The organism is Bacillus sp. MC1252 (assembly GCF_056838025.1).
The window spans coordinates 976,396-990,017 of the sequence record NZ_CM166369.1 but is presented as its reverse complement, the minus strand read 5'-3'; the positions used below and the strand labels follow the sequence as shown (position 1 = coordinate 990,017).

At 41.2% G+C, this 13,622-nt stretch carries 11 protein-coding genes; 3 read left to right on the top strand and 8 right to left on the bottom strand.

Translation table 11 applies throughout. The features are described from left to right. Positions 1-111: 111 nt before the first annotated feature. The 3 genes from yhaM to ACYH0L_RS04880 all read right to left on the bottom strand — a co-directional run bounded on the left by yhaM (position 112) and on the right by ACYH0L_RS04880 (position 5,139). Entirely contained in the window at positions 112-1,059 is a 948-nt protein-coding gene (gene yhaM / locus ACYH0L_RS04890) for a 3'-5' exoribonuclease YhaM (RefSeq protein WP_099728545.1), read from the bottom strand. A 62-nt stretch (positions 1,060-1,121) separates the two neighbouring features. Next, on the bottom strand, positions 1,122-3,908 hold the full coding sequence (locus ACYH0L_RS04885) for an ATP-binding protein (protein WP_482354479.1): 2,787 nt from the start codon (positions 3,906-3,908) through the stop codon (positions 1,122-1,124). A 16-nt stretch (positions 3,909-3,924) separates the two neighbouring features. Next, on the bottom strand, positions 3,925-5,139 hold the full coding sequence (locus ACYH0L_RS04880) for a metallophosphoesterase family protein (protein ID WP_482354408.1): 1,215 nt from the start codon (positions 5,137-5,139) through the stop codon (positions 3,925-3,927). A 169-nt stretch (positions 5,140-5,308) separates the two neighbouring features. Here ACYH0L_RS04880 and ACYH0L_RS04875 point away from each other — a divergent pair, with 169 nt between their 5' ends. Continuing rightward, entirely contained in the window at positions 5,309-5,497 is a 189-nt protein-coding gene (locus tag ACYH0L_RS04875) for a YhzD family protein (protein ID WP_099728548.1), read from the top strand. A gap of 226 nt (positions 5,498-5,723) precedes the next feature. Here the strand turns inward: ACYH0L_RS04875 and ACYH0L_RS04870 are convergent, their stop codons facing one another. After that, positions 5,724-6,497 carry an enoyl-CoA hydratase gene (locus ACYH0L_RS04870; protein WP_230030965.1) on the bottom strand — a complete coding sequence of 258 codons (774 nt, stop codon included), beginning with the start codon at positions 6,495-6,497 and terminating at the stop codon, positions 5,724-5,726. Positions 6,498-7,068: 571 nt separating this feature from the next. Here ACYH0L_RS04870 and ACYH0L_RS04865 point away from each other — a divergent pair. Next, positions 7,069-7,566, top strand: a complete 498-nt coding sequence (locus tag ACYH0L_RS04865; protein WP_099728552.1) for a cation:proton antiporter regulatory subunit — start codon at positions 7,069-7,071, stop codon at positions 7,564-7,566. A 3-nt stretch (positions 7,567-7,569) separates the two neighbouring features. Continuing rightward, positions 7,570-8,793, top strand: a complete 1,224-nt coding sequence (locus ACYH0L_RS04860; protein ID WP_482354407.1) for a cation:proton antiporter — start codon at positions 7,570-7,572, stop codon at positions 8,791-8,793. A 228-nt stretch (positions 8,794-9,021) separates the two neighbouring features. Here the strand turns inward: ACYH0L_RS04860 and ACYH0L_RS04855 are convergent, their stop codons facing one another. The 4 genes from ACYH0L_RS04855 to ACYH0L_RS04840 all read right to left on the bottom strand — a co-directional run bounded on the left by ACYH0L_RS04855 (position 9,022) and on the right by ACYH0L_RS04840 (position 13,559). Then, the gene (locus ACYH0L_RS04855) at positions 9,022-10,521 is read right to left on the bottom strand and encodes a coproporphyrinogen III oxidase (RefSeq protein WP_249705406.1); all 1,500 of its coding nucleotides are present in this window, start codon (positions 10,519-10,521) and stop codon (positions 9,022-9,024) included. Positions 10,522-10,634: 113 nt separating this feature from the next. Further along, positions 10,635-11,501: a Cof-type HAD-IIB family hydrolase gene (locus ACYH0L_RS04850; RefSeq protein ID WP_249705405.1), complete on the bottom strand. Its 867-nt coding sequence runs from the start codon at positions 11,499-11,501 to the stop codon at positions 10,635-10,637. A gap of 446 nt (positions 11,502-11,947) precedes the next feature. Further along, positions 11,948-12,304, bottom strand: a complete 357-nt coding sequence (locus ACYH0L_RS04845; protein ID WP_008361320.1) for a YlbF/YmcA family competence regulator — start codon at positions 12,302-12,304, stop codon at positions 11,948-11,950. A gap of 121 nt (positions 12,305-12,425) precedes the next feature. Then, a complete protein-coding gene (locus ACYH0L_RS04840; RefSeq protein WP_099728799.1) occupies positions 12,426-13,559 on the bottom strand; it encodes a DUF445 domain-containing protein in 1,134 nt (377 codons plus the stop codon). Positions 13,560-13,622: the final 63 nt, after the last annotated feature.

Here is a 13,622-nt window from a genome sequence, read left to right as displayed (position 1 = left end):
TCATCGCCTCCTTTTTTCAGAACTGCTCTCTCTTCCTTTGTGTTACATGCTTATGCGAGAAGAAGACAAGTTATGAAAAAAACGCCCGCATAAACGGACGTTTTGACATTGTTATTGATCATGAAAGGTTGGTTTATAAAATGAACGATTCTCTAGAGCAAAAATACGTTCTGTATATTCTCCTGGCTTCACATGCTCAAGCGCACGATCCATCATATTCATCTTCGCATCTAAATTATCAATATAGTGGAGAATTTCGGCTTCCTTCACCATTGGTGGTTTCGGGCTGCCCCACTCTCCTTTTCCGTGATGACTCAGTACTAAGTGCTGTAAAATCAGAATTTCTTCTGAATCAATGCCAAGCTCTTCTGCAGCTTTCGCAATTTCTGTCACCATAATCGAAATATGTCCAATTAAATTCCCTTCAACTGTATATGTGGTTGAGACTGGACCCGAAAGCTCTTTTACTTTCCCTAAATCATGAAGAATGATGCCAGAATATAAAAGATCTCGATCAAGTGATGGGTATAGGTCAACAATTGATTTCGCTAAATGCAGCATGGACACCACGTGATAGGCGAGACCTGAGACAAATTCGTGATGATTTTTTGTCGCTGCTGGATAATCAGCAAATTCCTGTCCGTATTTCTTCAGCAAATGCCGTGTGACACGCTGAATATTAGGGTTTTTCATATCAAAGATATATTGCATAATCGTATCCATCATATCGTGTTTTGGAATAGGAGCTGTTTCGAGAAAATCATCAATTCGAATTTGCTCGTTTTCAGCAACAGGGCGTATATTCCTAAGCTTCAGCTGATTCCTCCCGCGATAATGATGAATGTCACCTACTACCTTCACGATGGTTTGCGCGGCATATGTGAGTTCATCATTCTGCTTTGCATCCCATAGCTTCGCCTCAATATCCCCACTTTGATCTTGAAGAATTAATGTTAAAAATGGTTTGCCATTACTTGCAATCCCTTTAGTAGATGATTTAATTAATAAATGCAGGTCAACTTGTTCGCCGACATCATAGGTCATGATCCCTTTAGCCATTCAATAAAAGCTCCTTCCATATTTCTGCTCATATAAGTATAACATAAGTCATTATTTGTCAATCATTCAACTGCTAAACTCGTAATCTGGCTCTCTTCTGCTGCTTGCTTCATATGATGATGACAGGTGAAATAAAACAGCTGTGTCTCAAAACGAGTCATTTTATTCATCATCTCCAGCACTCTTCCTAGGCGAACATGATCAAAATGAACGAAGCTGTCATCCATCATAAATGGGAGCTGACAATCTTGCTGATGAGACAAAGCGAGCGCAAAACGAATCGCGAGATAGATTTGTTCACATGTTGCCTGCGAAAGCTCCTCTGGGCGGAATATTCGTCCATCCACCCTTTTTACAATCAGCCGGTCATCTTCAGTTGAAAATAAAATGGCTTCATATCGATCATTTGTTAACGGCTGAATAAAGCTGGAAGCTCTTTGAAGGAGCGCTGGCAGCCTTGTTTCTTTATGTTCATTCAATTTTTCTCGAATGACGGAGCGGACAAGCTGAATAGCTGCCCATTTTTTCGCAAGGTGCTTTGCATGTTCCTGCTCGGCTGCAAGCTGATGAGTCAAATCAGACACCGTACCTGATGCTTCTATTTGCCGGATGTCCACTGCTAGTTCTGCTAAGCGCTTTTCCATATTCCTCAAGTTCAGTTGAATGTCATGTAGATGCTGCTTCGCTTCTGCGCATTCCTCCTCAAGGAGGCGTAATCCTTTCCGAGCAATCCATTCTTCCTCATTAAAACTGCCGCTTCTATGCAGCTCTTGGTTCAGCTGCTGCAAATTGTACAGCCGCTCCCGGTATTCTTTAGATAGATGGGAAAGTACTTGGTAATCTTCTTTTGACTCCGCTTCTACTTGACGAAAAAGCTCGCCAATTTGTTTTTCGTAATATTGAATTTCCCCTTCTAGCGTTGTCAGCTGCTGCTCCACATGTTGAATGGATACGTTCAATGCCTGGCATTCTTTTTCTCTTTTCGCCTCATCTTTCAATATCTCTTGAAAGGCTGAGATGTTCTTTTGAATGGTTCCTTCATTTCTTTGAAGTATGCTGCTTAACGCTAACACTCTACGCTCGTAGATTGAATGCTGGTCGGCGAGCACGTCTATTTCCCGAGTAAGCTCCTCATATGCTGCTGTGTTCGTTTTTAATTGTTTCAGGATATGGAAGGCTTCTACGAGGAAAGAAAGCTCTGAGGACAAGCCCAGCTGTCTTTTCATTTCCTCTACTTGCTGTTGGACCGGTTCCAGCTCTAGCTCCCAGTCTTCATATTGCCGGATGATTCTTTCGTACAGAAGCTCCTTTTGCCTCACAAGCGTTTCAGCTGAAGCTGCTTGGACCTGAAAGGAATCAGAGGTCTCTCCGCCGCTTCCTCGCCTCATTTGAGAAAGTTTAATGAATGGATAAATGGCAATGAAGACAAAAACAGAAAACACTGCAAAGAGGAATGTCACCCACCACTCTGCTAAAAAAAATAATACGAGCAGGATCACCGCATCAAACATAAACATGACCGGGAGTAACCACGCCCGGGAATGAACCTGTTTCTCTTTCGTTCTTGTTCCTCTGACATCTTCTGTGCCCTGCTGCCTGACCTGCTGTTCCTTTAATCCTTTTAGAGCGGTTTCCGCTTCTTCTAGCTCATGTCTTGCTTGATCAAATCGGTCATCCAGCTGCGCTTTTCTATCCATTAAACGAACGTATTGGCTGACAGCCTCCTTTAATTCCCACTCAAAATCAAGTGAGTCATCAATCTGATCCAGCTTAATTGGACGCTGCCACCTCAGCTTCGCTGTCGCTTCTTCTATTTTTTGTTTCAGTGAATCACGCTCTGCTTTACCTTCTGCTAAGCGCTTCATCACAAGCTCAGCCTCAGACGATTCATCGACGACACGTTTCATCTCCATTAACGTATCATTTTCATAGAGTGGTTGCATTTGGGCCAGCGAGGTTTGCAATTGATCTAATTTCTGCTTCAGTGCCGTCAATTGCGCTTTTTTCGGGTGAAGGTGTGATTCTAGTTTATCAAGTTCATGCTCTGTTTCTTGTTTAAATCGTTTGACTCGTTCTGGATAATGCCCCAATTCTTTTTTTAGCTCCACCTTGTTCTCTATCATGGGATACAGTCGAATGTGTTCCGTCAGTTGATGAATATTTTCTTCTACCTGTTTCATTTCATTTTGAAGCTTTTCTATACTCTCCGTTAATTCAGAATGCTCCCGTTTCTTTTCGGCATAACGGCCTTCTACCAATTTGGCTTGTTTCAGCTGGCCTGTCAGCTCTTTTAAACGATCAAGCTGCTGGTTTAATTCCGGCTTGCGTCCATTTGGTTTAAATAGCTGCTCCTGCAGCTTTAGCAGCCTGCTATCCATCTTTGAGGCCGCATCTGAACCAAATAAACTTGAAAAGAGTAGAAATTCACCGATTTGATCTTGGCTTAAGGCTTGGACATTTTGCAGTCCAAACACATCAAATGAATAAATTGATTGGAATAATCTGCGGTCCGTTCCCTTTAAAATAGTGCGTAGAAAAGCTTCGCCTTTCACTTCACCATTTGGTAATAACACCTGTGCTTGACCGCCTTGATCGGACGTTCTCTCAATATGAATGACACCTAACTCCTCATCTACACAAGTGAGAGATCCACCATAAAAAGACCCCTGCTTCGGCTTATACATCTTGCTTTTTGAAAAACCAAATAACATCGATTCAATAAACGCCTTCAATGTCGTTTTCCCCGATTCATTCAGGCCATAAACTAGCTGAAAACCGTCGCCAGAAAAGTGAAAGGTTCGATTTGAAAATTTCCCGAAATTCGCAATATGGAGTGAACGTATTTTCATCATGCCTCTCCTTTTCTCATAATTGCTTCAGCTGTTCTGTCAGCAATCTTTGTGCTTCTTCTTTTATATCCACTTCGTCCTCTTTTGTGAGAACTTTCCCTGACTTCCTATAGGTTGGGTGACGCTTGATCGGTGAGAGCAGCTCTTCATATGCCTCAAACTGTGCAATTTCTGATGTCAGTTCTTTCAAAAAGGAATCTTCTGGATAGACGACATCCTCGTTTGTTCGGCAGTCAATAGACATCACCCAAACGAACACGTCTTCATCTTCTTCTTGCTCATGAAGAACAGCCATCAGCTCCTCGAGCACCTCAAGCTGCGTGTGCTCAAAGTAAGCAGGCGCATCACCAGTCAATTCAATTTTCACAAAATGAGGAACACCCTGCGCTTTCAGTTCATTGATCTTTCTTTCTACAAGCGTCACCAAGTCCGTCATATGAACCGTTTCTGTGATGTCTATTGTCAATGTCTCAAAGATGACATCTGCACACCAAATAAACTCCGCTGTCTCAGAATCTTCGGAGAGGTGAACAAAGTAACAGCCTTTCTCTCCCGTTTCTTTTATATGTCTGCCCTGCATGTTCCCAGGGTAAATAATAAATGGGTCTTCATGGAGAAGGGCTCTCTTATGAATATGTCCAAGCGCCCAATAATCGAGATCCCGCGAAAGGAGCTGCTGAAGCTGAAATGGCGCATACGCATCATGTCCTTCTTGACCCGCTAATGTGCCGTGAAGCATGGCGATGTGATAGGAAGCATCTGTCGTTTTAACGTAATGAGATGTCATATTTTCATAGACAGCCCGCTCTTTGTAGCTAAACCCATAAATACTTGCGACAAGCTGATCCCCTCTATAAAAAGATTGCTCACTTGGCGTATGACTCGAGAAAACGTGAACATTCTCTGGCCACTCAATCGGTGTCCATTCACCGCCTAAATGATCATGGTTACCGTAAATAATAAAGACTTCAATCCCGTGTGTTTGCAGCCTTAGAAACTGCTGTCTTAAAAAAAGCTGTGCTTTCAGGCTGCGATTTGATTCATCAAATAAATCTCCGCTCAGCAGCACAAAGTCTACTGCTCGATCAATAGCGAGTTCAAACATGTTCTTGGCACTTTGAAATGTACTTTCTTTGAGCCGCTTAAATATTTGGCTTGGTATATGCGACATTCCCGCAAATGGACTGTCTAAATGAAGATCTGCGGCATGAATAAAGGTGAGCTTAGTCAAACGTCTATCTCCTTGTCATACTGTAGTTGTCCATATTTTATCACGCCATTTTTACGAATGCACGTTCTATCACTCTCTTTCTAAAAAACACATTTTTAAAGGCAAAAAAGAGGTTTTGTCTTATCCCTTGTTTAATTACATTAAAAAACAGAGGAAAGGAAGATGAAGAATGGAAAAAGCATACTTTTTAACCGTATTTGATCGGTCAGGTGAGACCTTATTAAATGAAAAAATCACAACAGATAGTGATGAAAAGGCGAAGGAATTAGGGCGTCATCGCTTAATCGAACAGCAATACACGAAGCATTCTCATCGGCTCGTTGATGATGCAGGCAAGCTGCTTTTATTTGAACGTTAAAAAAGCCGGCATTCGCCGGCCTCACATTGTTGACAAAGGGCTAAAATGTTCTTTATTTTAGCCCTTTGTCTTCTTTTCAGCGTGATAGAAAACCTTTGAAGTCTAGGAAGGACGAGTACCGGAGCGGAGCGAATTTGAGATTCGTGAGCACCGGCACGCAGGACTGACACCGAATGCGAGGGTTTGTCTACACGCTGAAGCCGGCATTCGCCGGCCTCACATTCGTTTATACTTTCTGAAACACAGGACGTCTTTTTTCTAAAAAGGCCTGGATGCCTTCCTTGTGATCATGACTTTGCCTCAATCTTGCCTGTGCCGCACGCTCCTTTTGAAGAACGGCTAACAGCTGTGATTCTGACTGCTGGAAATAGATCATCTTTGTTTCAATAAAAGCTTGAAGCGGCATGTTTATAAACGGCTTCACACACATTTTTTGATACGTATCGACCTCATCCTGAAACACGCCATCTGCGAGACGAAGCTCGAGCGCTTCTTGAGCCGACAGCTTTTGTCCGCTCCAAATCAATTGTTTGGCAGTTTGTTCACTTACTCTTTTTGTGAGGAAAAAATGTCCTCCGCCATCTGGAATTAAGCCTATTCCATTAAAATTCATGGCGAGTTTTGCATCCTGATGCATAAACAAATAATCACAGCTTAGAGCAAAGCTAAAAGCAAGGCCCGCCGCTGCCCCGTGGACAAGCGCGATCGTCACTTTTTTCATTCGGGCTAGAGATAGTGTAATTCCCTCGATCAAATCCATCACACGATGAAAATCTTCTTCACGATCCTGCTTCAGCATCATTCCAATATCTCCGCCGGCCGAAAACCCTTTTCCCATTCCCTTGATTACAACGATTTTTGCACTGCTTTCCCCCGCTGTATCACACGCTTCCTTCAATTCAGCAAACATGTCAACATGAAATGAATTATAAGCTTCAGGCCTATTGAAAACGATTTCAAAAATATCCCCGTCTAACTGACAATTGATATATGTCAACATCCATTCCCCTCTTTCTTATCAGCTTATAACTTACTTCCCTTTCCATCGAGTAATTCCTTTTCATCTGAATAAAAAATTTCAAGATCAATTGATACTAAAATAAGCATAATTGTTGAAACAAGAAATATATTTTTATATAGTAAAATGAGAAAAAAAAATGATTTGAAAGGGGGAGGATGATTGATAAGGTGTTCCATACTCATATTGGTTAGCTTCATCGTCATGTTTTCTCCCTTTTCAAATGTCGTTTTTGCTTCACAGGCAGAAGCGAGCACATCCCATTTTATTTCTCCATCCATCTATGATGAAGAAATAAACGCAGTGAAGACACCTCCATTTTCAAAAAAACATGCCTCATCTATTCTGTTAAAGCACAGATTATCAATGGTTGATCCAAAAGCTTTTCTTTTAAAGCGAGCTCCATCAACAGCATTATCCATTGATCTATGTTTTTTGGAAATGAAGTGTGCGATCCCCATTATGTGTCAATCAAATTACCTCTACTGATTCATTTTATTTCATCCGTATTCACTATATGAAAAACACAACCTATCATATTCGGAGGGATAAAATGAACATTAAAGAAAATGATCTTCCAGGGATCGGAAAGAAATTTGAAATTGAAACGAGAAATAGAGAAAAGATGACGATTGTGATTCATGATGATGGCAGACGGGAGATTTATCGCTTTGACGATGATGATCCAGAGGAAGTTCTGTCCACCATTTCTCTCGATGATGCTGAATCCCGGCAAATCGCTGCGATTATCGGCGGTATGGTGTATAAGCCACAGGCACTTGAAACCATTGAAATGGCCTTCAATGACTTGATCATTGAATGGTTTAAGGTGGAAAAAGGCGCAAAAGCGGTTGGACATACACTCGGTGATTTAGATGTGAGACAAAATTATGAAGTAACCGTGATTGCAATCATTAAACATACAAATGAAAAATTACTCAACCCGGGCGCTGATTCGATTATTCAAGCAAATGATACGATGGTCATTTCAGGCGAAAGAAAACACTTGAAGCGATTGATACGTGATTTTCTTTCTAGAGGGGGAGAGTGATGAATGGATCATTTAGTCTTTGAAGTTGGGACGGCGCTGATTCTCATCGCCATTGCCAGCTTAATTGCCAATAAAATTAAATTCTCTATCATTCCTTTTCTCATCGTTCTCGGAATGATTGTTGGTCCGCACGCTCCGACCATCGGGATCATTGATTTGAAATTTATCGAAAGCACGGAAATTATTTCGTTTTTTGGTAGAATGGGTGTCTTGTTCCTTCTTTTCTACCTTGGACTTGAGTTCTCTGTCGGAAAGCTCATAAAATCGGGCAAATCCATTGCAGTCGGCGGAACTATTTACATTTTGATCAACTTTAGCCTAGGACTGCTTTATGGTTTTATGACAGGATTTGGATTCCTCGAGGTTCTCATTATGGCAGGGGTTATCACTATTTCATCTAGTGCTATTGTTGCCAAAGTCCTTGTGGATTTGAAACGGACAGCGAACCCTGAAACAGAATTAATTCTTGGGATTATTATGTTTGAGGATATTTTCCTCGCCGTTTATTTATCCGTCGTATCAGGTCTTGTCCTTGGAGATGCCACATCTGTTGGCGGTGCCTTATTATCTATTTTAATCGCTTTTGGTTATATGATGCTTTTCTTTATCATCGCGCGTAAGCTGCCAAAACGATTAAACAAGCTTTTCGATATCCGTTCAAACGAAGTGTTCATCATTGTGATTTTTGCCGCTTTGTTCTTTGTCGCTGGTTTCTCAGAGACGATCCATGTAGCAGAGGCAATTGGTGCTCTCTTACTTGGCCTTGTTTTCTCAGAAACAGAGCATTCTGACCGCATCGAACATCTCGTTGTTCCATTTAGAGATTTCTTTGGGGCGATGTTCTTCTTCAGCTTCGGTCTGAGTATTGATCCATTTACATTAGGAGACGCCTTCTGGCTTGCGATCGGCGCTGTGATTCTCACCTTAATTGGGAACTTCACTGCCGGTATGTTCGCTGGAAGGAGAGCTGGTTTTTCTCATAAAGCCTCTTCTAATATTGGATTAACCATCGTCTCAAGAGGAGAGTTTTCAATCATCGTAGCTGAGCTTGGCATTGCAGGCGGGCTTGCCGCTACATTGAAGCCATTTGCTGCATTATATGTCTTAATCCTTGCGATTTTAGGGCCCCTTGTAACAAAAGAATCTAAGCGCATCTATCACATCCTAAACAAAATCTTCAAATGGAAAACAGAAAAACCAAAAGTGAAAAAAGAAACAACCATTTAACCAAAAAGGGTCCCGAATAAAGGACCCTTTCAGCTTGTAGACAAACCCTCGTATTCGGTGTCAGTCCTGCGTTCCGGTACTCACGAATGTCAAATTCGCTCCGCTCCGGTACTCGTCCTTCCTAGACTTCAAGGGTTTTCATATCACGCTGAAAAGAAGACAAAGGGCTAAAATAAAGATCATTTTAGCCCTTTGTCAACAATCTGAGACACTGCGTCACCGCAGTGTTTAAACGTGAGAAACAAATAATGACTCAAGGAATCGAATTTTCTCTTCCGTATAGTGCTCATAGCGATCATTATACGATTTTGGATCTTTTGGATTGGCATACTGCGTAATTTTTCCTGATCGCGGATCAATAAATTTACTGGCTGCGCCGCATCCAATGCCAATGATCGTCTGGACTTCTTCCATAATGATGATATTATACAAACTTTCCTGTCCATCTAATGAATACCCGACATTTTCGAGATTCCCTAAGATGTTTTTTTGTCTATATAAATAATATGGATGATATTTATGTGCTTTCGTCCAAGCGACCGCTTCATCCATCATACGTGTGATTTCTTCACGGTCTGCCACTTGATATTTCTCCTTATTGCGCGTCATCTCAGACGCTCTTTTAAAGGAAAGTGTATGCACAGTTAAAGATTCAGGCCTTAGTTCTTCGGTCTGCTGCAAGGAGTGCTGAAATTCCTTTAGCCCTTCTCCAGGTAAACCAATGATTAAGTCCATGTTAATATTATTCATGCCGTACTGTCTTGATAAATGATACTTTTCAATCGTTTCTTCCACACTATGATGCCGGCCAATGGCTTTCAGTGTTTCATTCTCATATGATTGCGGGTTGATGCTAATCCGGTCAATATTGTAGCGGTTTAGCACCTCTAGCTTATCAGGCGAAATCGTATCAGGACGTCCTGCTTCTACAGTAATTTCTCGAATATGTTTCACATCAGGAAAAGAGCGATACATTTCTTCATACAGTAAATCCATTTCTTCCGCTGTGATACTCGTTGGCGTGCCTCCGCCAAAATAAACGGTCGTCACTTTGATCCCGTGTTCTTTTAACCATGCGCCCATTTTTTGCATCTCATAATGCAGACCGAACAGAAACGTTCCCACTCTTCCAGCTTGTCCTTTAATGGCATAAGCAGGGAACGTGCAATAAGCACATTTTGTTGGGCAAAAAGGAATGCCAATATAAATACTCACTTCCTGCTGAAGGTCATACAGATCTGGAATCGCTTGAAGCTGACGGTCGACAATCTCCTGCATCAAATCAATTTTTTCATCATGAATCAAGTAATCACGCTTTAACGCCGCATGTGCTTCTTCCTTTGTCATGCCTTCTCTTAGCATCTTGTGAAGTAATTTCGTAGGGCGTATCCCGGTGAGAATCCCCCATTTTTGTGTCATTCCTGTATGCTCCTGAAGCAGGTGTAAATAAACAGAGAGCACTGTGTTTTTGATTTGCTTCCAGCGGTCCTTATCGCTTAAGCCCTCTGGCACATCTCTTGAAAAACGACTGTTTATTTCTGATCCAGCGATATGGCCAGATGCTTCAATCATTCCTCGTTCTTCTTTCCAGCTAAACACCATCACTAAACCATCATCCAGTTCGTCTAGATCAAACAGCACTTCACTATCTTCTTCAAATAAGTTTGCTATATTGACAAGCGGGCGATGAAATCGCTCATCTGACAGCCCTTTAATTAAAATTCGCATCGTATCACCTTTATCTTCAAACTTGTTTCATTTTACAAAATTCATCTAGGAAAAGCAATGAAGGGAACAGATGAAGACCCTGTCATTTCTTGATGGACAGGGTCTTCACCGTATTATCGTTTAATATCGAATTGATGTAAAAAGCCTTCCCTTTGCTGCATTCTAAAGTATTCTTTGATCATATAAGCGACGCCCTGTTCATCGTGAGACCGTGTCACCCAATCGGCTTTACGCTTGACCGAATGAGGTGCATTTCCCATAGCGACACCTAAGCCAGCTAACTCAAGCATTGGAATGTCATCTGGCCCGTGGCCGATGACGACCGTATCTTCTAAAGTAAAACCTAGCGCTGAGCTTAAAAGAGAAAGTCCTGCTTCTTTTGATACCCCTTTGCATACGATATTCATTTTCTCATCACTGATCTTAATGAGATCGACAGATGGGAATGCTTGTTGAATGGTCTTGTAAATCTCTGGCTGAAACTCTGCGGTCGAATATACTTCAATCACTGGTGTGCTGACCGGTTCATCCATCAGCATATCACTTAACGATTCTACAAATTGAACGGGATAAAAAATCGGATCAGACGGATGGATCAACGTCTTTCCCATCAGTTGAGACTGTGTTTTTTTCCGGTTGCCGATAGAGAATTTTTCATGCAGCAAGCGGACATTACAATCAAAGCTTTCAAGAATTTGCACAAGATTAAATGTTTTTTCTTCCGTTAATTTCTTCACATGCAGCGGCTCATCAAGTTTATCAGCGATAAAAGCACCACTATGCGTCACAAGAGTTGAATTTGGAATCTTCAACGCTTTGGCGATTTTTTGTGCTGCCCGAAAATGCCGATTCGTGACAATCGTCACATAAACCCCTTTTTTCTTTACATATTCCACAGCTTCTTTTGTAGCGGAATGAATTTTTCCATTGGAACGAAGTAACGTTCCATCTATATTGAGTGCTAGTAGTTTTTTTGACACTGAGGCATCCCCCTTCTTGATGACTGTACTTAAGATGAGGATATGCCCTAGCTTGGTGCTTTAGAACATGCAGTTGAAACAACCCCTGCTTGATGAATCAACGATAAATAAAAAAAGCCTACCCCTAGGCTTTTTTTTATGTATGGTTTGGATGCGTAACAATGGGGTGATGAAGCTCCCCATGATCCCCTTATCTTTCACACACCAAAGCATTGCTTATATCAGATCCCCTTATGCTTTGCGTTTCTCCCAGAAGCGCTTCTCTCTCATTTGGCTGATCGCCGCAAATCCCAAGTGAAACGCACCCAATTGATCACGAGAGTGCTTTTTTGAAAGCACTTTCAATAAATATTATCGCAGAATTTTTGAGCTTCGACAACCTTTTTTTAAAAGATATACAGAAGAGATGTTAAATAAAAAAAGGGCGAATTTTATCGCCCTTTCAATTAATTTTCTTCTGCATTTCCATAAAGCTCTTCAAGAGGCTTCATGATAATTTTATTTAATTCACCGATGAGAACACTCACGCGTTGTTCTGCTTCCATCAACTGAGAGATTTTATCGTGCTGCTGAACAAGCGCAACCGTTTTTTGAGCTTGCTCCACTTCCTCTTGTGTAATCTCTTGACCAGTCATTTGTTTTTGTTGAAGGTTTACTTGAATGTCACGAAAGTTCTCAAACATTCTTTTAGAGGACTCATCCTCGTTTACCTCATCATAAAGGTTTCTTAAAGTTGAATATTCTTCGCTATGACGCAGTGCTTTTTCAAGGTCATATGCAACATCATAAAGATTTACAGACATGTTATGTCTCCTTTCTATCCGTTATCACCGATATGATCGGCGGACACCACTCCACTATAACAAACTATGGCTTTCGTTTCACATATATACAATGAATTCATCAAAATTTCTCTAGCTGGTCTTAGAATAGCGTGACAAAAATAGCTTGGATAGCGCCAATCGTTCCGCCTAAAAGACCGCCTAGAAAGGTAATCATCTTGAGCTCTTTACTGGAAATGCTGATCACAAGCTCTTCCATTTTTTCAAGTGGGAAAAGTTCAATTTGCTCACGAATGATTTCTTCAAATTGAAGCTTTGCGAGCAGACCCTCTAAAGCATTCGATGCCGCTTTAATCCCCTTATCAATCAGCACTGGCGCAAATTGTGTTTTGAGATCATCCGCTACAGCACTGACATAAGCTCCAACTGGTCGGTCTAACATCAGCTTTGTAGAGAAATGGGATAGCAATTGTCTTTTCACACTAAATACAAGCTCCTTCACATTCCATTTTTCATCAAGCTCATGAAGAGAAAACTGCTTTACCTTGTCCCATTCTTGAACAAGCAAATCTGATAAAAACCTTTTTGTTTCTGCATTTTTTAAAAACTTGATGATTTCAGGATGTACACGGTCAATTAAGCTTGAATTCCCAAGAAACATTTGGACCATACTGCCAAGCATTCCTCGTTCCTTTAAGAAATCATCAATCATATTGCCAAGTCTTGCTTTGCCTTCTTCACTTTCAAAGTAATGAATGCCCCTCTTTAAAATATAATCTGCTGCATCTGGAATTTTTGAAGAGATTTTATTTTCCACTTCCGAAGGGATCCATTCAGATAAAATTTGCTGATCATATTTTTCAAGCAGTGAACCGAGCTTCTGATCAGACCACTGATGGAGCCATTCATCTGCTTTTACGTCAGCCTGCGGAACGCCAAATCTTTCTAACAAGGAGAGCACTGTTATCTCCATATCAGCGCCCCTGTCAATATATTGATGGACTGTATACATGATCTCTTGCTTTGCCTCCGATGATTCAATTCGTTTTTGAATACCTTCTGGCGTAAGCAAATGCTCCATAACCATGACACCAACCTGCTTGGCTACTTCATCTCTTCTTTTAGGAATGAGCCCTGGTGTGAATGGGAGCTGTTTTCCAAATAAGTAATATGGCTTATAAGGACGAAAAAGCATTTTAATTGCAAGATGGTTTGTCGCTGCTCCTATGACTGCTCCTATAACAATCATAAAGATAAACGTTGTGAATATATTCAAAGTCGTCATCTACCTTTCAAACAACACCCGATGTTTATTGTTTTAATCTATACGTATTATAGT